The following is a 16,433-nucleotide window of genomic DNA, read 5'->3' as shown; positions in this document are numbered from 1 at the left end:
CATAATCCTCCGACTTTTCGGGGGAAGTGAATGGCACGGGAATGGTTTAGGGAGTTCGAATTCGACTTGCCGGCGGCGTTGCTGCACGAACTCACGCGGCTTTTTGCCGCGATGCCGGCTGGCCCACTTAATGCGGCGACTGTATCGCAGATACCCGAGGCGCAAGGGGTCTACCAACTCTTCTTGGACGGTCAACTCGTCTACGTCGGCAAGACCGATGCCGAAGCTGGTCTCAACCAGCGGCTCGATCGCCACTCACACAAAATTCTTCACCGACAGGGCCTAGACCCGCGACGCGTGACTTTCAAAGCCGTCCGCGTTTTCGTGTTCACGGCTATGGACCTTGAGCAGCAGTTGATCAAGCATTACGAGGGCCTGGGTTCGCCACTTCCATGGAACAACAGCGGATTCGGGGCCAACGACCCGGGCATAAAACGAGATACAACAACGCTAAAGGCGGGCCACTTCGACCTGTTGTACCCAATCGACATCGATATTCCGATCGAGATCGATTCGGCTGGCGGTCCCGTAACGGTCGCATTCGTGCTCACCGCACTAAAACAGACACTGCCATATACGCTTCGATTCGAAAGCGCCGCCCCCAAATCGCGGAAGCCGCATCCTGATCTCGTGACTGCGCTAGTCACGCTATCGAATTCGCGCGATATCCTAAGGAACATCCTGGTGCAAATCAAAATCTCTTTAGGTCCGTCGTGGCAAATTACGGTGTTGCCCGGATACGTGATTATGTATAAGGAATCAAAGCACTATCCGCACGGCTTCACGCTCTGATTGTGGCTGTTCTGGCGGGTCCCAAGAAGATCGCGAGCCGGTCCAATACTTCATCGATATTCTTCAATTCACATTCCCACACAACAAGTACGCTCCACCCCGAAGCGCATAGATCCCGCTCATTTCGCGCGTCCCTTTCACGATTTGCGCGCAACTTCGGTAGCCAAAACTCGCCTCGGGATTTCGGGAGTCGCGCGAGCACGCAACCTGGGTGCATGTGCCAAAAGCAGCCGTGCACGAAAACGACCTTGCGCCGCCCCGGAAATACGAGGTCAGGCCTGCCCGGAAGATTCGCGACGTGAAGACGATATCGGTATCCGGCTGCAAATAATAGCTTTCTGACCCGAAGCTCAGGGACTGTGTCTTTCCCCCGGACGCGCGACATGACGCGACTTCGTTGCTCGGTCGTCAGTGTATCTGTCATAGCGAGATCTCATCGTCGCGTGAACCACAGAACGGTGACGCATGAGCAGCGCGTGCGCCACCTTTCAGATGTCGCTGATCACTGGCCTTGACCAAACGATGCGTACCGGGCAAGCACGCAAGAATCCGGTGGAAATCAGCAACCTGTATCGCGACCGCGCAATGTTCACTCCCTTTTCGTGAGTGTGCAAGACCCGGGGGTAGTATTGGGGGGATCGGAGAATCGAGAAGGCCAGTTAGTTTTCCAGTACGCCGTTGCCGGAAATGCTTGATCCTTCTCCGCCGATCAACCCACCCTTGGCAAGGGGTTTCAGCGCGCTCTCACAAGCAACTGCCTAACCCTCAAAAAGCAGCGCTTGATCGTCTTTCGGTAGTGCGGATCCTTCCGCTCATCGACGAGCAGGACGAGGAAAGAGAAACTCATCAAGAACAAACCACCGAAAATCGCCACTATGGCCGCCAAGAGTTCGCCCGTCCATTCACCACGCTCGACGGCGTCATTGCGAACGGCCCATGACGGGTGAGTTGGTGACATGCGCAATTGGGTCAATGCGGGTGAACTGCAATAACGCACGATGATTGCGGATCGATCATGAGCGTTCACGACGTCAGGATCAGACGAGCTGGGATAGGTGGGCGCGTCGTCGGGTGTCCAGACATCGCTGAATTCCCGTTCCATGCCTTCACCATATCGCCACGTGGCGTAAAGCCGCCAGTAATACCCTTGGCCCTTTTGCTTGGACAAAGTTGGGTCGCAATGTTCAAGCAGTGATTCGGTGACCGGCCAGTTGCGAGCCTTCAGTAGCAGAGCAGCATCGAACAGAGCGGAACAGCCACCGCCGAAGAAGAGCAGTCCCAGGAACATGAACATCAGGAAGGCCGTTAGCCGGAATAGGACCTGTGGTAATTTTCGAGCGAACTTGAGCATCTTTCGCCAGCGTCTGCGACTCGCTGTTCCCGGTCAAAGTTGAATGATCGTAATTGCCTCTGTCGCAAGCGATTACTCGCGATCCTAACTAAATTCCAGATTGCAGCTGGTTCGGACAGCAATCGTCAGCACTCCTCCTGCCAAGCATCGATCCAGTTTCCAAACAAATAGTCGATGCCCAAGTGATTCGCGAATCGTATGGCGCCCGTATTGGCGATGAAGGTGATCGTCACGAGGACAGTGACACCTCCAATGGCGAATCAACCCTGGTGACGAAGTCGAGGGTTCAGCAAGCGCGCAATGAACAGCTTGCTTCTCTCCTCCTGAAGAGCATCGACATTGTCCAATTCAAACCGCAGCCCACGCTTCCGCTCGACTTTTCGCACCTCGCTGACGCCTACGAAGTACGCCATGATGTACCGCAGAAAGACGAGTGGCGACAATATGAGTGCAGTTGCAACGGCAATTTGCACAAGTTCTTTAGCGTGTGCGCCGAATACGGCCCCGATCATAGTGAGCACGCCAATGCCCAACGCCGCGCCGATATTTGCGTAGGCACTAGACGATGAGCGTGCCTTACGTGGCGCTTGAGCAGGAGGAATCCTTCTGACTCTCAGGTTTTCGATCGCGAGCGTCGGGCTAGCGAGCGACGTCGAAAATTCACTCCAATTCGCACGACGTTCACTGCGGAAATAAAGTAGATACGACGCGCTAAGCAGAGTGAGGTACCAGATCACCACGGCTAAGACGGCATGGGGCGACAGCCACGAATCGAGTATTGCCTCGAGGACAGATACCGCGAACAGGCAGAAGTTCAGGCGCATTAGAACGCTCATTCCGCCGTAGTAGATCGTGAATCGAGTGGACACAAATGCGGCGTACACGCTAAAGACCAGTGCAGTAACAATCATCACCGGCACTAGCCACGCGAGAGGTGGAAAGCTAGTCGCAATGAAGATTCCCACGACCACGTTAATGACAACGAGCACAAACGGTGCTCGGATGAGCAGTCTTTCCATGAGTTTCTTTTACCAAGGTTGACCGTCGGCAATATGGACCAAGCCATCGCCAACCCGCTTTCCATAAAACTTCGACACAAGAAGTTGCGCGGTCAAACCGACGCCAAATCCCACTGCGAGAACGAGGAGCACAGGGACCTCAACGGGAGCGGCCACAAAAAATGCAACTGCGCTCGGCAGGATAGCCCCCGCTCCCGCGCCGGCAAGCCAGCCAGCAGCATTGGCGACCTGGCTATGTGCCTCGAGGCTCATGAACTGATGCATATTGTCAGCATCGATCGCATCAGAAATAGCCTGTGGCCCCAAGGCGAGCAGTCCACCAGCTCCAAAGCCGACGATATGACCGCCAATTGACTTGTCAAAACCCGCAAGATTGAGCCGGTTGCGCACCTCTAGCGCGTCAAGCGCAGCCTGTCGATACGCAGGAATTCGCACCACGGTCTGCGCAGCTCGTCCGCGAATCACATAGCCCGCTGCTTTTTTGTTCGCCGGGATCTCGAACATCCATTTCCCATCCTCGCGCACCAGTTCAAGCGTCTGCCCGAAGCGTTTCCGAGCCGACTTGATGCCCTGGTTGCCTCCCTTGCGTGCCCACGCGAGCAGCTTTTGCCGTGTGCTCTCCGGTATGTCGAGCAGGTCGGATGTCGGCGCTTTCTGTACAGTCGCGAGGGCCGCTCCCGTTGCCGTCGCGAGACTCGAGCCGATATTCGTCGGCCCGAAAGCGGCATTGAGAATATCGCCGGTCAATCCCGGAACACCTTGCGCCTCTTTATATAGCTTGCCGACTTCGGTTTTATTGAGCGTCGTCTCGGCATCACGCAATGCGAGCTGGAGTTGCCTGAGATCACTGACCCGTTCTTCCGGCGTCATGTCCGTGTCGTACTTCAGCTTCGCAATCAAATAGCGGCTTGCCGCCGCCGCATCGGCAGGATATGACCCGCCAATGTCGATTGACGTCCTCGCAATATCCGAACCCATGCCGAGGACCGGACCGGCATTAGGGCTCGCGCCTGGGCCGAGCAAGCCAGGAAATCCCGTCAATGCACCAGGATTCTCCGCCGTACAAGCGTAAAGCTCTGTTTCAGCCATTTTTACCTGCTTTATTCAAATCAGGAAATAAATCGGGAATATTGACTGACTACTAGTTTCGCAAAATAAATCCAAAAAATGTCAAATTAGCTGCTTTTGTTCAGTAAGCCAGAAACTGAGACTATAATCGCCGAGCAAAATTTAATCACGACATTGCTGAAAGCCGCAATGTTACGCCTGCGTGAGAGAGCGCGCGGCCGTATAGGGGTTTGTCATGGAAATGTCCGATTTCACCCAAATCCTCAGTTTGCAAAACAACCGGCTTTTCTCGGTGAAGACGCCGTTGTCGGGCCGCTCGCAGGTGCTCGTCAATGATTTCAGTTACCAGGAAGAGCTGTCCCGGCTTTATACGATCGAGCTTGGCCTGACGTCGCAGGATGCGACGATCGAGCTGAAAGAGCTGATTGCCAAGGACGTTTCCGTCGAGCTACAGGTTCCCGATGGGACGACTCGATATTTTCACGGCTATGTGACGCGCTTCGTTCACCTCGGAACGGACGGCGGCCTTTCCACTTATTCAGCGACGCTTAGCCCATGGTTGTGGATGCTCAGCCGCCGCTTCGATATTCGGGTGTTTCAGGAGAAGACATCCGAGGACATTCTGACCGAAGTCTTTTCCCAGTACGGTGCGCTCGCCAAATACGAGTTTCGGCTCAGCAAGCAACTGAAGCCTTATAGCTATTGCACGCAGTATCGGGAATCGGATTTGAACTTCGTCAAGCGATTGCTTGAGCAGGATGGGCTCTTCTTTTATTTCGAGCATACCGAAGACGGGCATAAGCTCATCATCACCGACGATTCGACCACCGCTAAGCCGATCGATGGCGATTCGACGTTGCGGTACGCCACGGGCGAAATGTTCGACGAAGAAAACGTCGTGACTCAGTTTCGTGCGGATCGAAAGCTGGAGTCGGGCCGCATCAGTCTGAAGACGGTCGACTACAAGGCGCCTAGTGCGCAGCGCTATGTGTCCGGCGATACGAATACCAACCAGGGCGATGTCGAGAAATACGAAATCTACGACTACGTCGGCGCGCACGGTTTCGATTCGACCGATCGCGGAGAGGAGCTCACGCGCTTTCGTCTGGAAGCTCTTGAGGCTGAGGGAAAGGTATTCGTCGGCGCGAGCAATTGCCGGACGCTCACGGTCGGCCGCACCTTCCAATTGACCGGGCACTACGATCACGATAGCGGTCAGCAGGAAGATAGGGAGTTTCTCGTCCTGTCTGTCAGTCATCACGGTACCAATAACTATCAGTCGTCCGATGGCGCCGCGACGTATGCGAATAGCTTCGTGTGTATTCGCAAGAAGATTCCTTTCCGTCCTGCGCTCAGCACGACGAAGCCGATGATCACGGGCCCTCAGACAGCTATTGTCGTTGGCCCCAAGGGCGAAGAGATCTATACGGACTCGCTTGGGCGAGTCAAAGTGCAGTTCCATTGGGATCGCCTTGGGAACAAGGATCAGCGTAGCTCGTGCTGGGTGCGTGTTGGTCAACCTTGGGCGGGCGGTGGGTTCGGCGCGATCCAAATCCCGCGCATCGGCGACGAGGTCGTTGTCTCGTTCCTCGACGGCAACCCGGACCGGCCGATCATCATCTCGCGCGTCTACAACGCGCAGAACACGCCGCCGTGGGCGTTGCCGGCCAACGCGACGCAAAGCGGCATCCTGTCCCGTTCGAGCAAGGGAGCGAATGCGGCCAACGCAAACGCGATCCGGTTCGAGGACAAGCTCGGCCAGGAAGAAGTCTGGATTCACGCCGAGAAGGATCAGCGCATCGAGGTCGAGAACGACGAGTCGCATACGGTTGGCAACGATCGCTCGAAAACCATCCAGCACGACGAAACCGTCCAGGTCAACAACAACCGCACGGAGACCGTTGCCAACAACGAGACCATCTCCGTCGGCGTGAACCGCACCGAGTCCGTAGGCGGTAACGAAACACTGTCCGTCGGCGGTAACCGCAGCGAGACGATCGATGGCGCCCAGAACCTGCTGGTGGCGCTTGCATCGGCAGAAACCGTCGGGCTGGCCAAGGCGTTGACGGTCGGAGGGGCGTACGTCGTAACAGTCGCCGGCGGGATGAATACGGCCGTGGGGCTTGCCAGTGGCGAGGAGGTTGGACTGTCGAAGACAACCTTGGTCGGCAAGACGTACACGCTGAATGTGGGCGACAGGATCGAGATCAAGGCCGGCAAAGCCAGCATCGTGATGACCAGCGACGGCAACATCGTGATCAGTGGTGCAAACATCAGCATCAAGGGCTCCGGAGCGGTGAAGCTCGACGGCAGCTCGATCAACACCAACTGACTCGCTGCGGACCCACGCCGTGAACGAACCGATAACGAGCGAAATTGCGCACGCCTCGACGACTGTGCGTCCGCGTTCGGCGGTACACGAGCTGTTTGTCGGCAGCACCGCCGGCAAGCTGGTTGATCACCACGCGGATCTGCTCGCGTTCGCCTGGCGTCGCCGGCCGGCTCGGCTCGCCAGTCCGATCCTCGACTTCGCTGACCTTGCCGAGTCGGACGACCGCCTGCTGGCCTCGCTCGGTGCGCTTTGCGCACTCGGCTCACCGGCCCGTGAACATCTGCAGGCGCTGTTGAAAGAACCATTGCGTCCCGGCGAGATGTTCGTCATGTCGCTGTTTGCGCTCTCAACCTCGGATGACGTGTTGCTCGACGCCTGCATGGCACTCCAGACGGTGCTACCGGAGCTGAAGGAAGCATGGCTCGATGCATTCCGATGGGCGCCACCCTCTCCATGGCTTGAAAGTCGAATCACCAACCTTCCGCTGGCGATGCGGCTTCAAGTGGTGGGCGTGCGATACCGTGATTTCGACAGCATGGCCGCGCGGGCGCTCGATGCGATAAGAGCTGTCAACGAGCCTGGTCCGGCTGACATCTGCTCTGCGCTGGAAATGGTGTGCCGACTGGGTCGCAGTGATTTAGCGGCGGCGGCACGAACATACCTTGATCACGGCGCTGCGGTTGTGCGCTTGACCGCGGCGCGCACACTGCTCGCGCTGGGCGCTGCCGATGCTGCTGTCCCCGCGCTTGCTGTGTTGTCCTCGTTGGCAGAGGGTGACGATCCAGCGATCGTCGAGTCCGCTGTTCGTGCGGTTGCACTGCATGCTTCGCAGGATATTCCTAGTGTCATGCGCGCCGTCAAAGGCTCCGCTGCGAAGCGGCTCCATATCCAGGCATTGGGGTGGGCTGGCCACATCGATGCCGTGCCCGCTCTCATCGGGTATCTCGACGAACCCGACCTTGCGCGTGTGGCCGGCGCGTCGCTCTCGCTCATCACGGGCTCGGACCCGGCCCGCGACGGATGGATGGCCGCTAACCAGCGCAGCACGGAACGTGACGAAGCCGACGGCGACCATATGCCCGCGCCGGATCAGGATAGCGAGCTGCCCTGGCCGAAACCCGATGCCTTCCGTGTCTGGTGGCGCAACAGTGAGAACCGCTTCGATCGCGCACGCCAATATTTTCTGGGCGGTCCAATAGCGGCCGATTGGCTGATCAAAGTGATCACGAATGGCCCGCTTGCGTGGCGGCCGGTCGCCGCCGAACACTGGCAGCGGCTCACGCATGGTCCGCTCTTTCCGACGCATCTGCCGGCCCCTGCGCAGTGCGCCATCCTCCCTTAGGAGACCGACGCCATGACCCGCGAAATCGAACTGGCTCTCTCGCCTGAACCGGCATCTTCAGACGCTTCGCCCAGCGCGCCCAACGGCGGAGCACAGCCGCCGGCGCCGATGGAAGACGAACTGGTGCTGGAGGCACGCCAGAAAATCACACTGCGTTGCGGGAAGGCCAGCATCACGCTTTACCCGAACGGGAAGATCTCGCTGCGCGGCGAATACATCGTGAGCGACGCTGCCGGAATCAACCGCATTGCCGGTGGCCAAGTAGAGCTGAACTGATCCATGTGGAGCATCGACAACCGCACCCCGTTCATGGCTGACCGCACATGGGTGCGCGACACCAACGGCGCGGAGGTATGGGTGGTTGCTGTCAAGGCGACCTACGACATCCTGCCGGACGGCACCACGCGCCTCGCTGCGGAGCAGGTGCCGATGCACGCCGGCCCGGTGCCGCATGACGGTTCTACTAGCTTGAAATACGACAACGATCTCGGCGCGCCCAAGCAGGCAACCGACATCATCCTCAACGGGCACGCGTGGACGCCGGATGGGAAACCTGCACGCGAACTCAGCGCGGGGTTTCAGATCGGCGCGGTGAATCGAATGGTGAAGGTGTACGGAGATCGCTACTGGCAACGGAAACGCTTGTCGTGGCAGCCGACTGCGCCGGAGCCGTTTGTCAGCATGCCGCTGGTCTACGAACGCGCCTTCGGTGGCGACGTACCAGAGTTTCCGCCTGCGAGCCGCAACCCTGTCGGGCGCGGCGTAGCCGCAGACCCGGAAGGGCGGGTGTGGATGCCCAACATCGAGTCGGTGGCGCATCCGATCCGCAGTCGCGACGACGTGCCACCAACGGCCTGCCTCGGAGCGATCCCCGGTCACTGGCCTATGCGTCAGCAATACGCCGGAACCTACGACGACGCATGGCTCAATGACCGCCATCCGTTGCCGCCTGAGGATTTCGACTCACGCTTCTGGCAAATCGCGCCCGACGCGCAGCAGGCGACGGGCCGCCTCAAGGGCGGTGAAGCCGTCACGCTGATCAACGTGACACGGCCCGAATTCGTCCATGGCGGCAAGCTCACGTTCCGGTTGCCGAAGGTGACGATCGTCTGCGAAACGTTCTTCTACGACGGCACGCGGGAGCACACCCGGCCCGTCATCCATACGGTCATCCTCGAGCCCGACGCGCCACGCGTCAGCGTCGTTCACCACATGGCACTGCCTTGCCATGCGAAGGTCAACCTGTTGGACCGTACCCGCATCACGCAGAAGCGTCGACCACTGGACCGGACAGATGCACCGAAGCTGGACGCCGCTGATTCCCGCCCAACTGCAGCGGAGTCCGCATGAGTTCGGCACCCGTCATCGCGGCCGCTGCATGCACGTTTCCCTCGGGCCCGACGCTCGAGCTGGCCGATGCCGCCGTTCGCGCACAGCTGTCGCTGCTGCAGCGACACCCTGAATACATTGACCAGGCTGGCGAGCATTGCCGCGGCAGCTTCTTTCCGATCGACACCCCCTTCGATGCCGCGCGCTGGGCCTCGCTGGCACGAGCCGCGCTAGAGCAGCTTGCCATGTCGCTGGAGCAATCTCTGCCGTCCGTGGTTCAGCAAAGGCCGTGCGTGTTGTGGCTGGTTCTGCCTGACGCCACCAAGCGGCTCGGAATGCCGGACGGCCTCGTTGAAACCGTGATGCGTGGCGTTCAGGAGGGGCCGTTTCGATGGGAGCGCGTCGTGCCGCACACCGGTGGCCATGCTGCAGGAATCGCCGCGTTGCGTGAAGCGTCTGATTACCTCTCCACGCGACCTGACACGCTCGCCGTGGTGTTGGGCGTCGAATCTGGCTTGAACCGCGAGGCGATGATGTGGCTCGACATGCAGTCGCTGCTGCATGGCGCGCGCCACGGACATCAGACGCGAATTCATCCGGAGCCATACGGCCGCATACCGGGCGAGGGCGCGGCCGCAATCGTGCTGACAGGGGGTATTCCTGGATCAACAGGCTGGGCGAGACTGCTCGGAACCGGGATTGCTGAAGAGCCAGTCACCCACGCTTCTGACGGTGTCTGTACCGGGGCAGGGCTTACGCGAGCCGCGCGTGGGGCGATCGAGCAGGCTCAGCGCTATGGAGCGAACCAGGTCTCCTCGATCACCGCAGACCTTAACGGCGAACCGTACCGGGCGGACCAGTTTGGCTTCACGACACTGCGTCTCTCTCGGTTCCTCACACCCCAGTGGCAACGCGCTTTGCCGGCGCTCGCGAGCGGCGATCTGAACGCAGCGAGCTCGGTCGCGCATGTTGCCCTGGCCGCGTACACCGCCAAGAGGCAGCAGCAAGCGGCCGCGCAACTGGTGCTGGCTAGTTCCGACGATCCGCTGCGAGGAGCAGCGGTCATCGGTGCGCTTGATGTGGTGCCCAAACTGCAGGAGATACGCCTGTGACGATCAGCATCAACGTCAACGGACTGACGCTGTGCCATCGCGGCAGCGGCGGCGTTTCCGACAACACGTTGCCGGATGTCTGCAAGACGCCGGGCAACGGCACACCGGTGCCGTACCAGAACGAGGCGCATTCGAGCGATCTGGTGAAGGGTTCCACTTCGGTTTTTGCTGACGGCGGAAACATGATCGCCATCGATGGCAGCCAGTTCTCGAAGAGCATTTACGATGAAGCCGGCTCGATGGGGGGCGTGGTCTCGGGCACGCATCTGGCAGAGACCGACTGGATCACACACTCCTTTGACGTATTCGTCGACAAGAAGCCAGCGTGCCGGCTGACCGACAAGCTTTTCATGAATCACCGGAACACGGTGAACATGGCGGGGTTGAAGCAGCGGGATCTGCCGAAGAAGGATCAGGACTTCCTTGATGAGATGTGCCAGATGGCTTGTGAGTGTCTGAATGAATTGAAAGGAAAGTTGGAGCCAGGGCAGACCTATCAGGACTGCGTTCGTAAGAAGATCGACAAGAAGTATTACGATGGGGGCTACCCTAAGCCTGATTCGCCGATGTGGCGAGAGATATCCTTTGGTCGCAAAAGTGGGTGGGACCTGATTGGCAGCAGGGCAAATCCGGATGTCCCTAGCTCGAACATGCTCTGGCCGGATTCTCGGCGGTTGGATGTTGCTCAGGTCGAGAACGGTCAAATGACGAAGCTATATGACATGAAGTTTGGCGATGACACCCTTACGAAGCAGGCAAGGCGGGACTATAGGCGCATCGCTGAGAAATACACGGGTGACGAGGACAATTTTGAGGAGTTTCGCGTCGACGAGCGGTGCGACTGCGATGACGACTGGCCTCCAAAGCAGCCCGTGCCTGTTGCAGTACCGGCACCGGAACAAAAAAGCCTTCTGGACAAATTCGGTGATGCACTTGCGTCAACTACGGGGCTGAGGCTAACGGGAGCTGCGCTCGTTACGGTGTTGGTTATCTCCGAAGCAAGCCGACTGTTCCCTCCGCGCAATCTCGTTCCTGTTCCGTAAGTTTGGCCATCAACCTGAGATAACTGAATCGAGAATTGAACTATGAAGCCTGAAGAAGTTATTGCCGAGCTTATCCAATCTAACGGCGGTCCGTGTGCGCTGGACAAATTGCATCTGCCCTACGATCGTGCAAGTGTAGGACCAGCCGCAAAATTTGGTCTAGGTTGCGAACTATATCTACCGAGCATCGATAGAAGTGTATTACGTGAGCAGACGCGACAGTTTTTGCTGGACTATGAGGCAATGTTTCCGAAACGCGTCAACGAATTTCTACCTGCGGACGCGCGACGTACCGTCAAGCTCGCCGGCGACCTTGATGCGCGCATTCGTGCCGACCACGAAAAGCATCCAGTCGACGACGGATATAGCACTGCATTGTCCGGCGCGGTCGATATTGGTTTGCCGAAGGATGACGTTGCCCCCTACCAAGCGCACGTTCTGGTAAGCCGCAGCGAGGAAGTGGAGCTTTCCTATGTGGGCGCGACTATGCCTGTGTGCGACGGGTCTCCTGCGCCTCAATTTGACGTCCTGCTCGATGCTGTACTGCGCTGGAGTGCGATCTGTCGTCCAGCGCATGGGAGTGCGGGTTTCGCATTGATCTTTGCCCCAAGCATGTCGCAGAACACGAAGTACGCGTTGTTTCTGATGAAGCGATTCCCGGGCTTCGACTACATTGATGGTGTTGATTTCTCGCTGCAGGCAGGTGCTGTCCACAATCGCGTTAAATGCGTGAACTGGCTGACAATTCTAGGTGAAGAAATCGTGACCGAGCTGGGCGGCATCGAGCCAATGCGTGAAGCACTTGAACCAGTGTGCAAGGTCCACGAGTATCCGGGCGGTGTCGTCATTCAGGCTGGCGGAGCCCCACAGCTTGGCGATACTTACCGCAATGACATTCCTGAGGCGTATCGCATGGTCGCCCGCTACACAAAGCCTGTCCGTTTCGAGGACTACCGGAGCAAACTTTTCAGAGTGCCGGACAACCTCGACAAGAAAGAAGAAACCCTCGCATGGATTCGCCGCTTCGATTGAGTTTGGGTGATTGAATCTCAAGCGGATGAAACCTGACGACGTCATTGCCGATCTCGTTCAATCGCACGGCGGTCTGTGCGCGCTGGACAAATTGCATCTGCCATATGATCGACCGGACGCCGGTCCTGCGGCCAAATTTGGCCTGGGATGCGAACTGTATTTGCCCGACATAGATAGGGATGTTTTGCGCGAGCAAACGTTAACGTTTTTGCTCGACTACCAACAAATGTTTCCTGGTCGCGTCAACGAATTTTTGCCAAGAGACGCACGTCGAACCGTAAAGGTATCCAACGATCTTGAGGCGCGCGTCCGTGCCGAATACGAGAAATATCCCGCGGACACTGGCTACGGCACGGCTCTATTCGGGAAGCAAGACATTGGCTTGCCAAAAGACGACGTACCCCCTTATCAGGCGCACGTCGTAGTAAAGCGCGCTCAGTATAAGGAGTTATCGTACGTCGTTAGCTATATGCCGGTGTGCAAAGAAGAGCGCCCAAATTTCGAGATCCTGTTGGGTGCAGTCTTGCGTTGGTGCACTGTCTGCCGACCAGCACACGGAACGGCGGGATTCGCGTTGACATTTGCATCTGGAATGTCGCAAAACACTAAATATGCACTGCATTTGATGAAGCGATTTCCCGGTTTCGACTACGTTTACGGCGACTTTTCGATGGAAGCCCAGGAAGTCCACAATCAAATTAAATGCGTCAATTGGCTTACGGTCCTTGGTGACGGGATTGTGGGAGAGCTGGGCGGCATCGAGCCAATGCGTGAAGCACTTGAACCGGTGTGCAAGGTCCACGAGTATCCGGGAGGTGTCGTCATTCAGGCTGGCGAAGCTCCACAGCTTGGCGATACGTACCGTAACGATATTCCCGAGGCCTATCGTATGGTCGCCCGATACACGAAGCCTGTCCGTTTCGAGGACTGCCGGAGCAGACTTTTCAGGGTGCCTGAGAACCTCGACAAGAAAGAGGAAACCCTCGCGTGGGTTCGCCGCTTCGACTGACTGGGCAATTGAATCTCAATCGGATGAAACCTGACGACGTCATTGCCGGCCTTATCCAGTCGCACGGCGGACTGTGTGTGCTAGATAAGATCTATTTGCCGTACGACCGTGCAAATGCAGGCCCGGCCGCTAAGTTCGGCTTGGGCTGTGAGCTGTATCTCCCAGACGTCGATCGTTCCGTACAGCGCGAGCAAGCGCTTCAGTTTCTGCTCGACTTCCAGCAGATGTTCCCGGAGCGAGTTAACAAGTTCCTTCCTATAGACGCGCGTCGGACCGTCAAAATCTCAGGCGACCTTGAGGTGCGTATTCGCACTGAGTATGCCCAGCAGCCGGTAGGCGAAGGCTATAGCACCTCTTTGTACGGTGCTGTCGATATCGGGATACCAAAAGACGATGCCGAACCCTTTCAGGCGCACGTGTTGATACGTCGAAATGAGGAGAGTGAGCTGTCTTTCTTAGCAGCCACTATGCAGGTCTGTGACGCATTAGACGTGCAGCATTTTGACAAGCTGCTGGCAGCTGTCTTGAGATGGAGCGCGATTGCTCGGCCCGCACATGGGACCGCGGGATTCACGCTCATCTTTGCGTCCGGCATGTCGCAGAACACCAAATACGCTCTGCACTTGATGAAGCGCTTTCCCGGTTTCGATTTCGTCGAAGGCATCGCTTTTCCCCGAGAAGCAGGTGCCGTTTACAACCGTATCAAGGGTGTAAGTTGGCTCACCGTACTGTCTGACGATGTTGTAGCGGAGTTGGGCGGCATCGAGCCGATGCGTGAAGCACTTGAACCTGTGTGCAAGGTCCACGAGTATTCGGGTGGTGTCGTCATCCAGGCTGGCGAAGCCCCACAGCTTGGCGATACTTACCGTAACGATATTCCCGAGGCGTATCGCATGGTCGCCCGATACACGAAGCCAGTCCGTTTCGAGGACTACCGGAGCAGACTTTTCAGGGTGCCGGAGAACCTCGACAAGAAGGAAGAAACCCTCGCGTGGGTTCGCCGCTTCGACTAACTAGGTGATCGAATCTCAATCGGATGAAACCTGACGACGTCATTGCCGATCTCGTTCAATCGCATGGCGATCTGTGCGCGTTGGACAAGTTGCATCTGCCCTACGATCGTGCAAGTGCAGGACCAGCAGCAAAGTTTGGATTGGGCTGCGAGCTCTTTATGCCGAACGCCGATCGACAACAGCTGCGCGAAGAGGCGCGCGATTTTCTCATCGACTATCAGACTTCATTCGCAGACAAGGTCGATCAGTTCCTTCCGCGGGACCAGCGACGAACAGTCAAGATCAAAGATGATCTCGCCACCCGCCTCCAGGCAGAGTACGAAAAATTTCCGCCTGACACGGGATACGGCGCGTCGCTGTTCGGAGCAGTCGACGTAGGTTTGCCGAAAGACGACGTGGAACCCTATCAGGCCCACGTCCTCGTCAAGCGAGTTCAATACGCCGAACTCTCGTACGTATCGGCAACGATTCCCGTCTGCATTGGCAATGGGCACACACACTTCGATTCGTTGCTGCAAGCAGTCTTGCGATGGTGCGGAATTTGTCATCCCGTACACGGAACAGGCGGATTCGCACTTGTTTTTGCTTCGGGGATGTCTCAAAACACCAAGTACGCGCTTCACCTCATGAAGCGGTTCCCGGGTTTCGACTACGTTCATGGCATCGATTTCGCTTCGGATGCGCGCGATGTTGAGAACCAGATTAAGTGCGTAAACTGGCTGACGGTGCTAGGTGACAAGATTGTGGGTGAACTGGGTGGCATCGAGCCGATGCGTCATGCACTGGAACCAGCGTGCAAGGTCCACGAGTATCCGGGCGGTGTCGTCATTCAGGCTGGCGAAGCCCCACAGCTTGGCGACACTTACCGTAACGACATTCCCGAGGCGTATCGCATGGTCGCCCGCTACACAAAGCCTGTCCGTTTCGAGGACTACCGGAGCAGACTTTTCCGGGTACCGGACAATCTCGACAAGAAAGAAGAAACCCTCGCGTGGGTTCGCCGCTTTGATTGAGTCTGGATGATCGAATCTCAATCGAATGAATCCTGACGACGTCATTGCCGATCCCGCTCTATCGCACGGCGCGGTCTATGTGCGCTGGAAAAGCTGCATCTACCGTGCGACTGGGCGAGCTCGGAGCCTGTTGCAAAGTTCGGATGGGGTTGCGGACTCTTCGTACCGAACATCGATCGATAAACGCTACGCGCCGAGGTAACGATGCGAACCGAAGATTTCACGAACGTAATTGGGCAGCAAGCAGACTCGGAGGCTGCCAAGAGTCTCTTGTTAAGCCTAGGGATCGAGCGCCGGATCATCATAAAGTGTGATGACACAGATACGTATATGAACAATGAAGACGCTGGCGTTTCGTTGCTCTTTGAAAGCGAGCGCTATGTCAGTTCAAAGTACGGGGTGGACTTGCCTAGTGACGCTCCAGTATTGACGGCGATCTTTCTCTACGGTCACGGCGACGATCAGTTCTCAGAGTACCAAGGCGAACTGCCCGGTGGCCTGCGCTTCTCTGACAGTCGAGACGAGGCCACTCAAAAACTCGGTAACTCTGCGAGATTTCATCCAGATAGAGACAGCGAGTTTTGGGAATTGCCCGGGAACATCCGCTTTTTTGTCAGATATGCGGATGGGAGAAGAGCTATTCAAAGAGTTCAATTCGGAATTCTGTGGCGATAAATAACGTGCAACTTCCATGTGACACGGCCAAATGAAATACATCGCTCTAGCTCTCTTATGCGCCGCGACCGCGTTCTCAACCAACTTGACGTACGCGGATGACACTATCCCAACGAAGCTTCGCACCATAGTCTCGTGTCCTCTTGCCGACGGCACGCGTGCCACGCTTAAAGCCGAGTCCCACGGCGATGATGGCGACGCACTCTTCGTCGACGAAGGCGGTAAAACCCAGCCGGCTTTTCTCGACATGAATCGCCCCGGCTATCCTAGACACTCACGAGCCGTTGGGAATGGCGTTGTTCG

The 16,433-nt window shown here is 57.4% G+C and carries 16 protein-coding genes and 1 pseudogene; 13 read left to right on the top strand and 4 right to left on the bottom strand.

Translation table 11 applies throughout. From position 1 onward, the window contains the following. Positions 1-30: 30 nt before the first annotated feature. On the top strand, positions 31-792 hold the full coding sequence (locus AAHK20_RS31860) for a GIY-YIG nuclease family protein (RefSeq protein ID WP_449185498.1): 762 nt from the start codon (positions 31-33) through the stop codon (positions 790-792). Here the strand turns inward: AAHK20_RS31860 and AAHK20_RS31855 are convergent. The 4 genes from AAHK20_RS31855 to AAHK20_RS31840 form a co-directional block, all read right to left on the bottom strand. Continuing rightward, positions 782-1,216 carry a very short patch repair endonuclease gene (locus tag AAHK20_RS31855; RefSeq protein WP_449185497.1) on the bottom strand — a complete coding sequence of 145 codons (435 nt, stop codon included), beginning with the start codon at positions 1,214-1,216 and terminating at the stop codon, positions 782-784. The two genes, AAHK20_RS31860 and AAHK20_RS31855, sit on opposite strands and share 11 nt — an antisense overlap. Positions 1,217-1,525: 309 nt before the next feature. Then, complete coding sequence (locus tag AAHK20_RS31850; RefSeq protein WP_449185496.1) at positions 1,526-2,086, bottom strand: hypothetical protein; 561 nt, start codon at positions 2,084-2,086, stop codon at positions 1,526-1,528. 317 nt (positions 2,087-2,403) lie between these two features. Continuing rightward, a complete protein-coding gene (locus tag AAHK20_RS31845; RefSeq protein ID WP_449185495.1) occupies positions 2,404-3,162 on the bottom strand; it encodes a hypothetical protein in 759 nt (252 codons plus the stop codon). 9 nt (positions 3,163-3,171) lie between these two features. After that, the gene (locus AAHK20_RS31840) at positions 3,172-4,251 is read right to left on the bottom strand and encodes a hypothetical protein (RefSeq protein ID WP_449185494.1); all 1,080 of its coding nucleotides are present in this window, start codon (positions 4,249-4,251) and stop codon (positions 3,172-3,174) included. 214 nt (positions 4,252-4,465) lie between these two features. Here AAHK20_RS31840 and AAHK20_RS31835 point away from each other — a divergent pair, with 214 nt between their 5' ends. The 12 genes and pseudogenes from AAHK20_RS31835 to AAHK20_RS31780 all read left to right on the top strand — a co-directional run. Next, entirely contained in the window at positions 4,466-6,562 is a 2,097-nt protein-coding gene (locus AAHK20_RS31835) for a type VI secretion system Vgr family protein (RefSeq protein ID WP_449185493.1), read from the top strand. Between the two features lie 19 nt (positions 6,563-6,581). Next, on the top strand, positions 6,582-7,904 hold the full coding sequence (locus tag AAHK20_RS31830) for a hypothetical protein (protein WP_449185492.1): 1,323 nt from the start codon (positions 6,582-6,584) through the stop codon (positions 7,902-7,904). A 12-nt stretch (positions 7,905-7,916) separates the two neighbouring features. Continuing rightward, positions 7,917-8,180, top strand: coding sequence for a hypothetical protein (locus AAHK20_RS31825; protein ID WP_449185491.1), 264 nt, complete (start codon positions 7,917-7,919; stop codon positions 8,178-8,180). A gap of 3 nt (positions 8,181-8,183) precedes the next feature. Then, positions 8,184-9,254, top strand: coding sequence for a DUF2169 family type VI secretion system accessory protein (locus tag AAHK20_RS31820; protein ID WP_449185490.1), 1,071 nt, complete (start codon positions 8,184-8,186; stop codon positions 9,252-9,254). Beyond that, complete coding sequence (locus AAHK20_RS31815; protein WP_449185489.1) at positions 9,251-10,345, top strand: beta-ketoacyl synthase; 1,095 nt, start codon at positions 9,251-9,253, stop codon at positions 10,343-10,345. The genes AAHK20_RS31820 and AAHK20_RS31815 overlap by 4 nt, the downstream gene beginning before the upstream one ends. Then, positions 10,342-11,388, top strand: a complete 1,047-nt coding sequence (locus AAHK20_RS31810; protein WP_449185488.1) for a DUF4150 domain-containing protein — start codon at positions 10,342-10,344, stop codon at positions 11,386-11,388. Before AAHK20_RS31815 ends, AAHK20_RS31810 begins: the two co-directional genes overlap by 4 nt. A 42-nt stretch (positions 11,389-11,430) precedes the next feature. Then, positions 11,431-12,420, top strand: coding sequence for a type VI immunity family protein (locus tag AAHK20_RS31805; RefSeq protein WP_449185487.1), 990 nt, complete (start codon positions 11,431-11,433; stop codon positions 12,418-12,420). A 25-nt stretch (positions 12,421-12,445) separates the two neighbouring features. Beyond that, entirely contained in the window at positions 12,446-13,429 is a 984-nt protein-coding gene (locus AAHK20_RS31800) for a type VI immunity family protein (RefSeq protein ID WP_449185486.1), read from the top strand. Beyond that, on the top strand, positions 13,408-14,442 hold the full coding sequence (locus tag AAHK20_RS31795) for a type VI immunity family protein (RefSeq protein ID WP_449185485.1): 1,035 nt from the start codon (positions 13,408-13,410) through the stop codon (positions 14,440-14,442). The genes AAHK20_RS31800 and AAHK20_RS31795 overlap by 22 nt, the downstream gene beginning before the upstream one ends. A gap of 23 nt (positions 14,443-14,465) precedes the next feature. Further along, entirely contained in the window at positions 14,466-15,455 is a 990-nt protein-coding gene (locus tag AAHK20_RS31790) for a type VI immunity family protein (RefSeq protein WP_449185484.1), read from the top strand. Between the two features lie 204 nt (positions 15,456-15,659). Beyond that, positions 15,660-16,130 carry a hypothetical protein gene (locus AAHK20_RS31785; protein WP_449185483.1) on the top strand — a complete coding sequence of 157 codons (471 nt, stop codon included), beginning with the start codon at positions 15,660-15,662 and terminating at the stop codon, positions 16,128-16,130. A gap of 31 nt (positions 16,131-16,161) precedes the next feature. Next, a pseudogene (locus AAHK20_RS31780) lies at positions 16,162-16,433 on the top strand (hypothetical protein); the annotation flags it as partial.

Source organism: Trinickia camelliae, assembly GCF_053525655.1.
The sequence above is the reverse complement of the archived record's forward strand: the minus strand, read 5'-3'. Positions and strand labels throughout refer to the sequence as shown.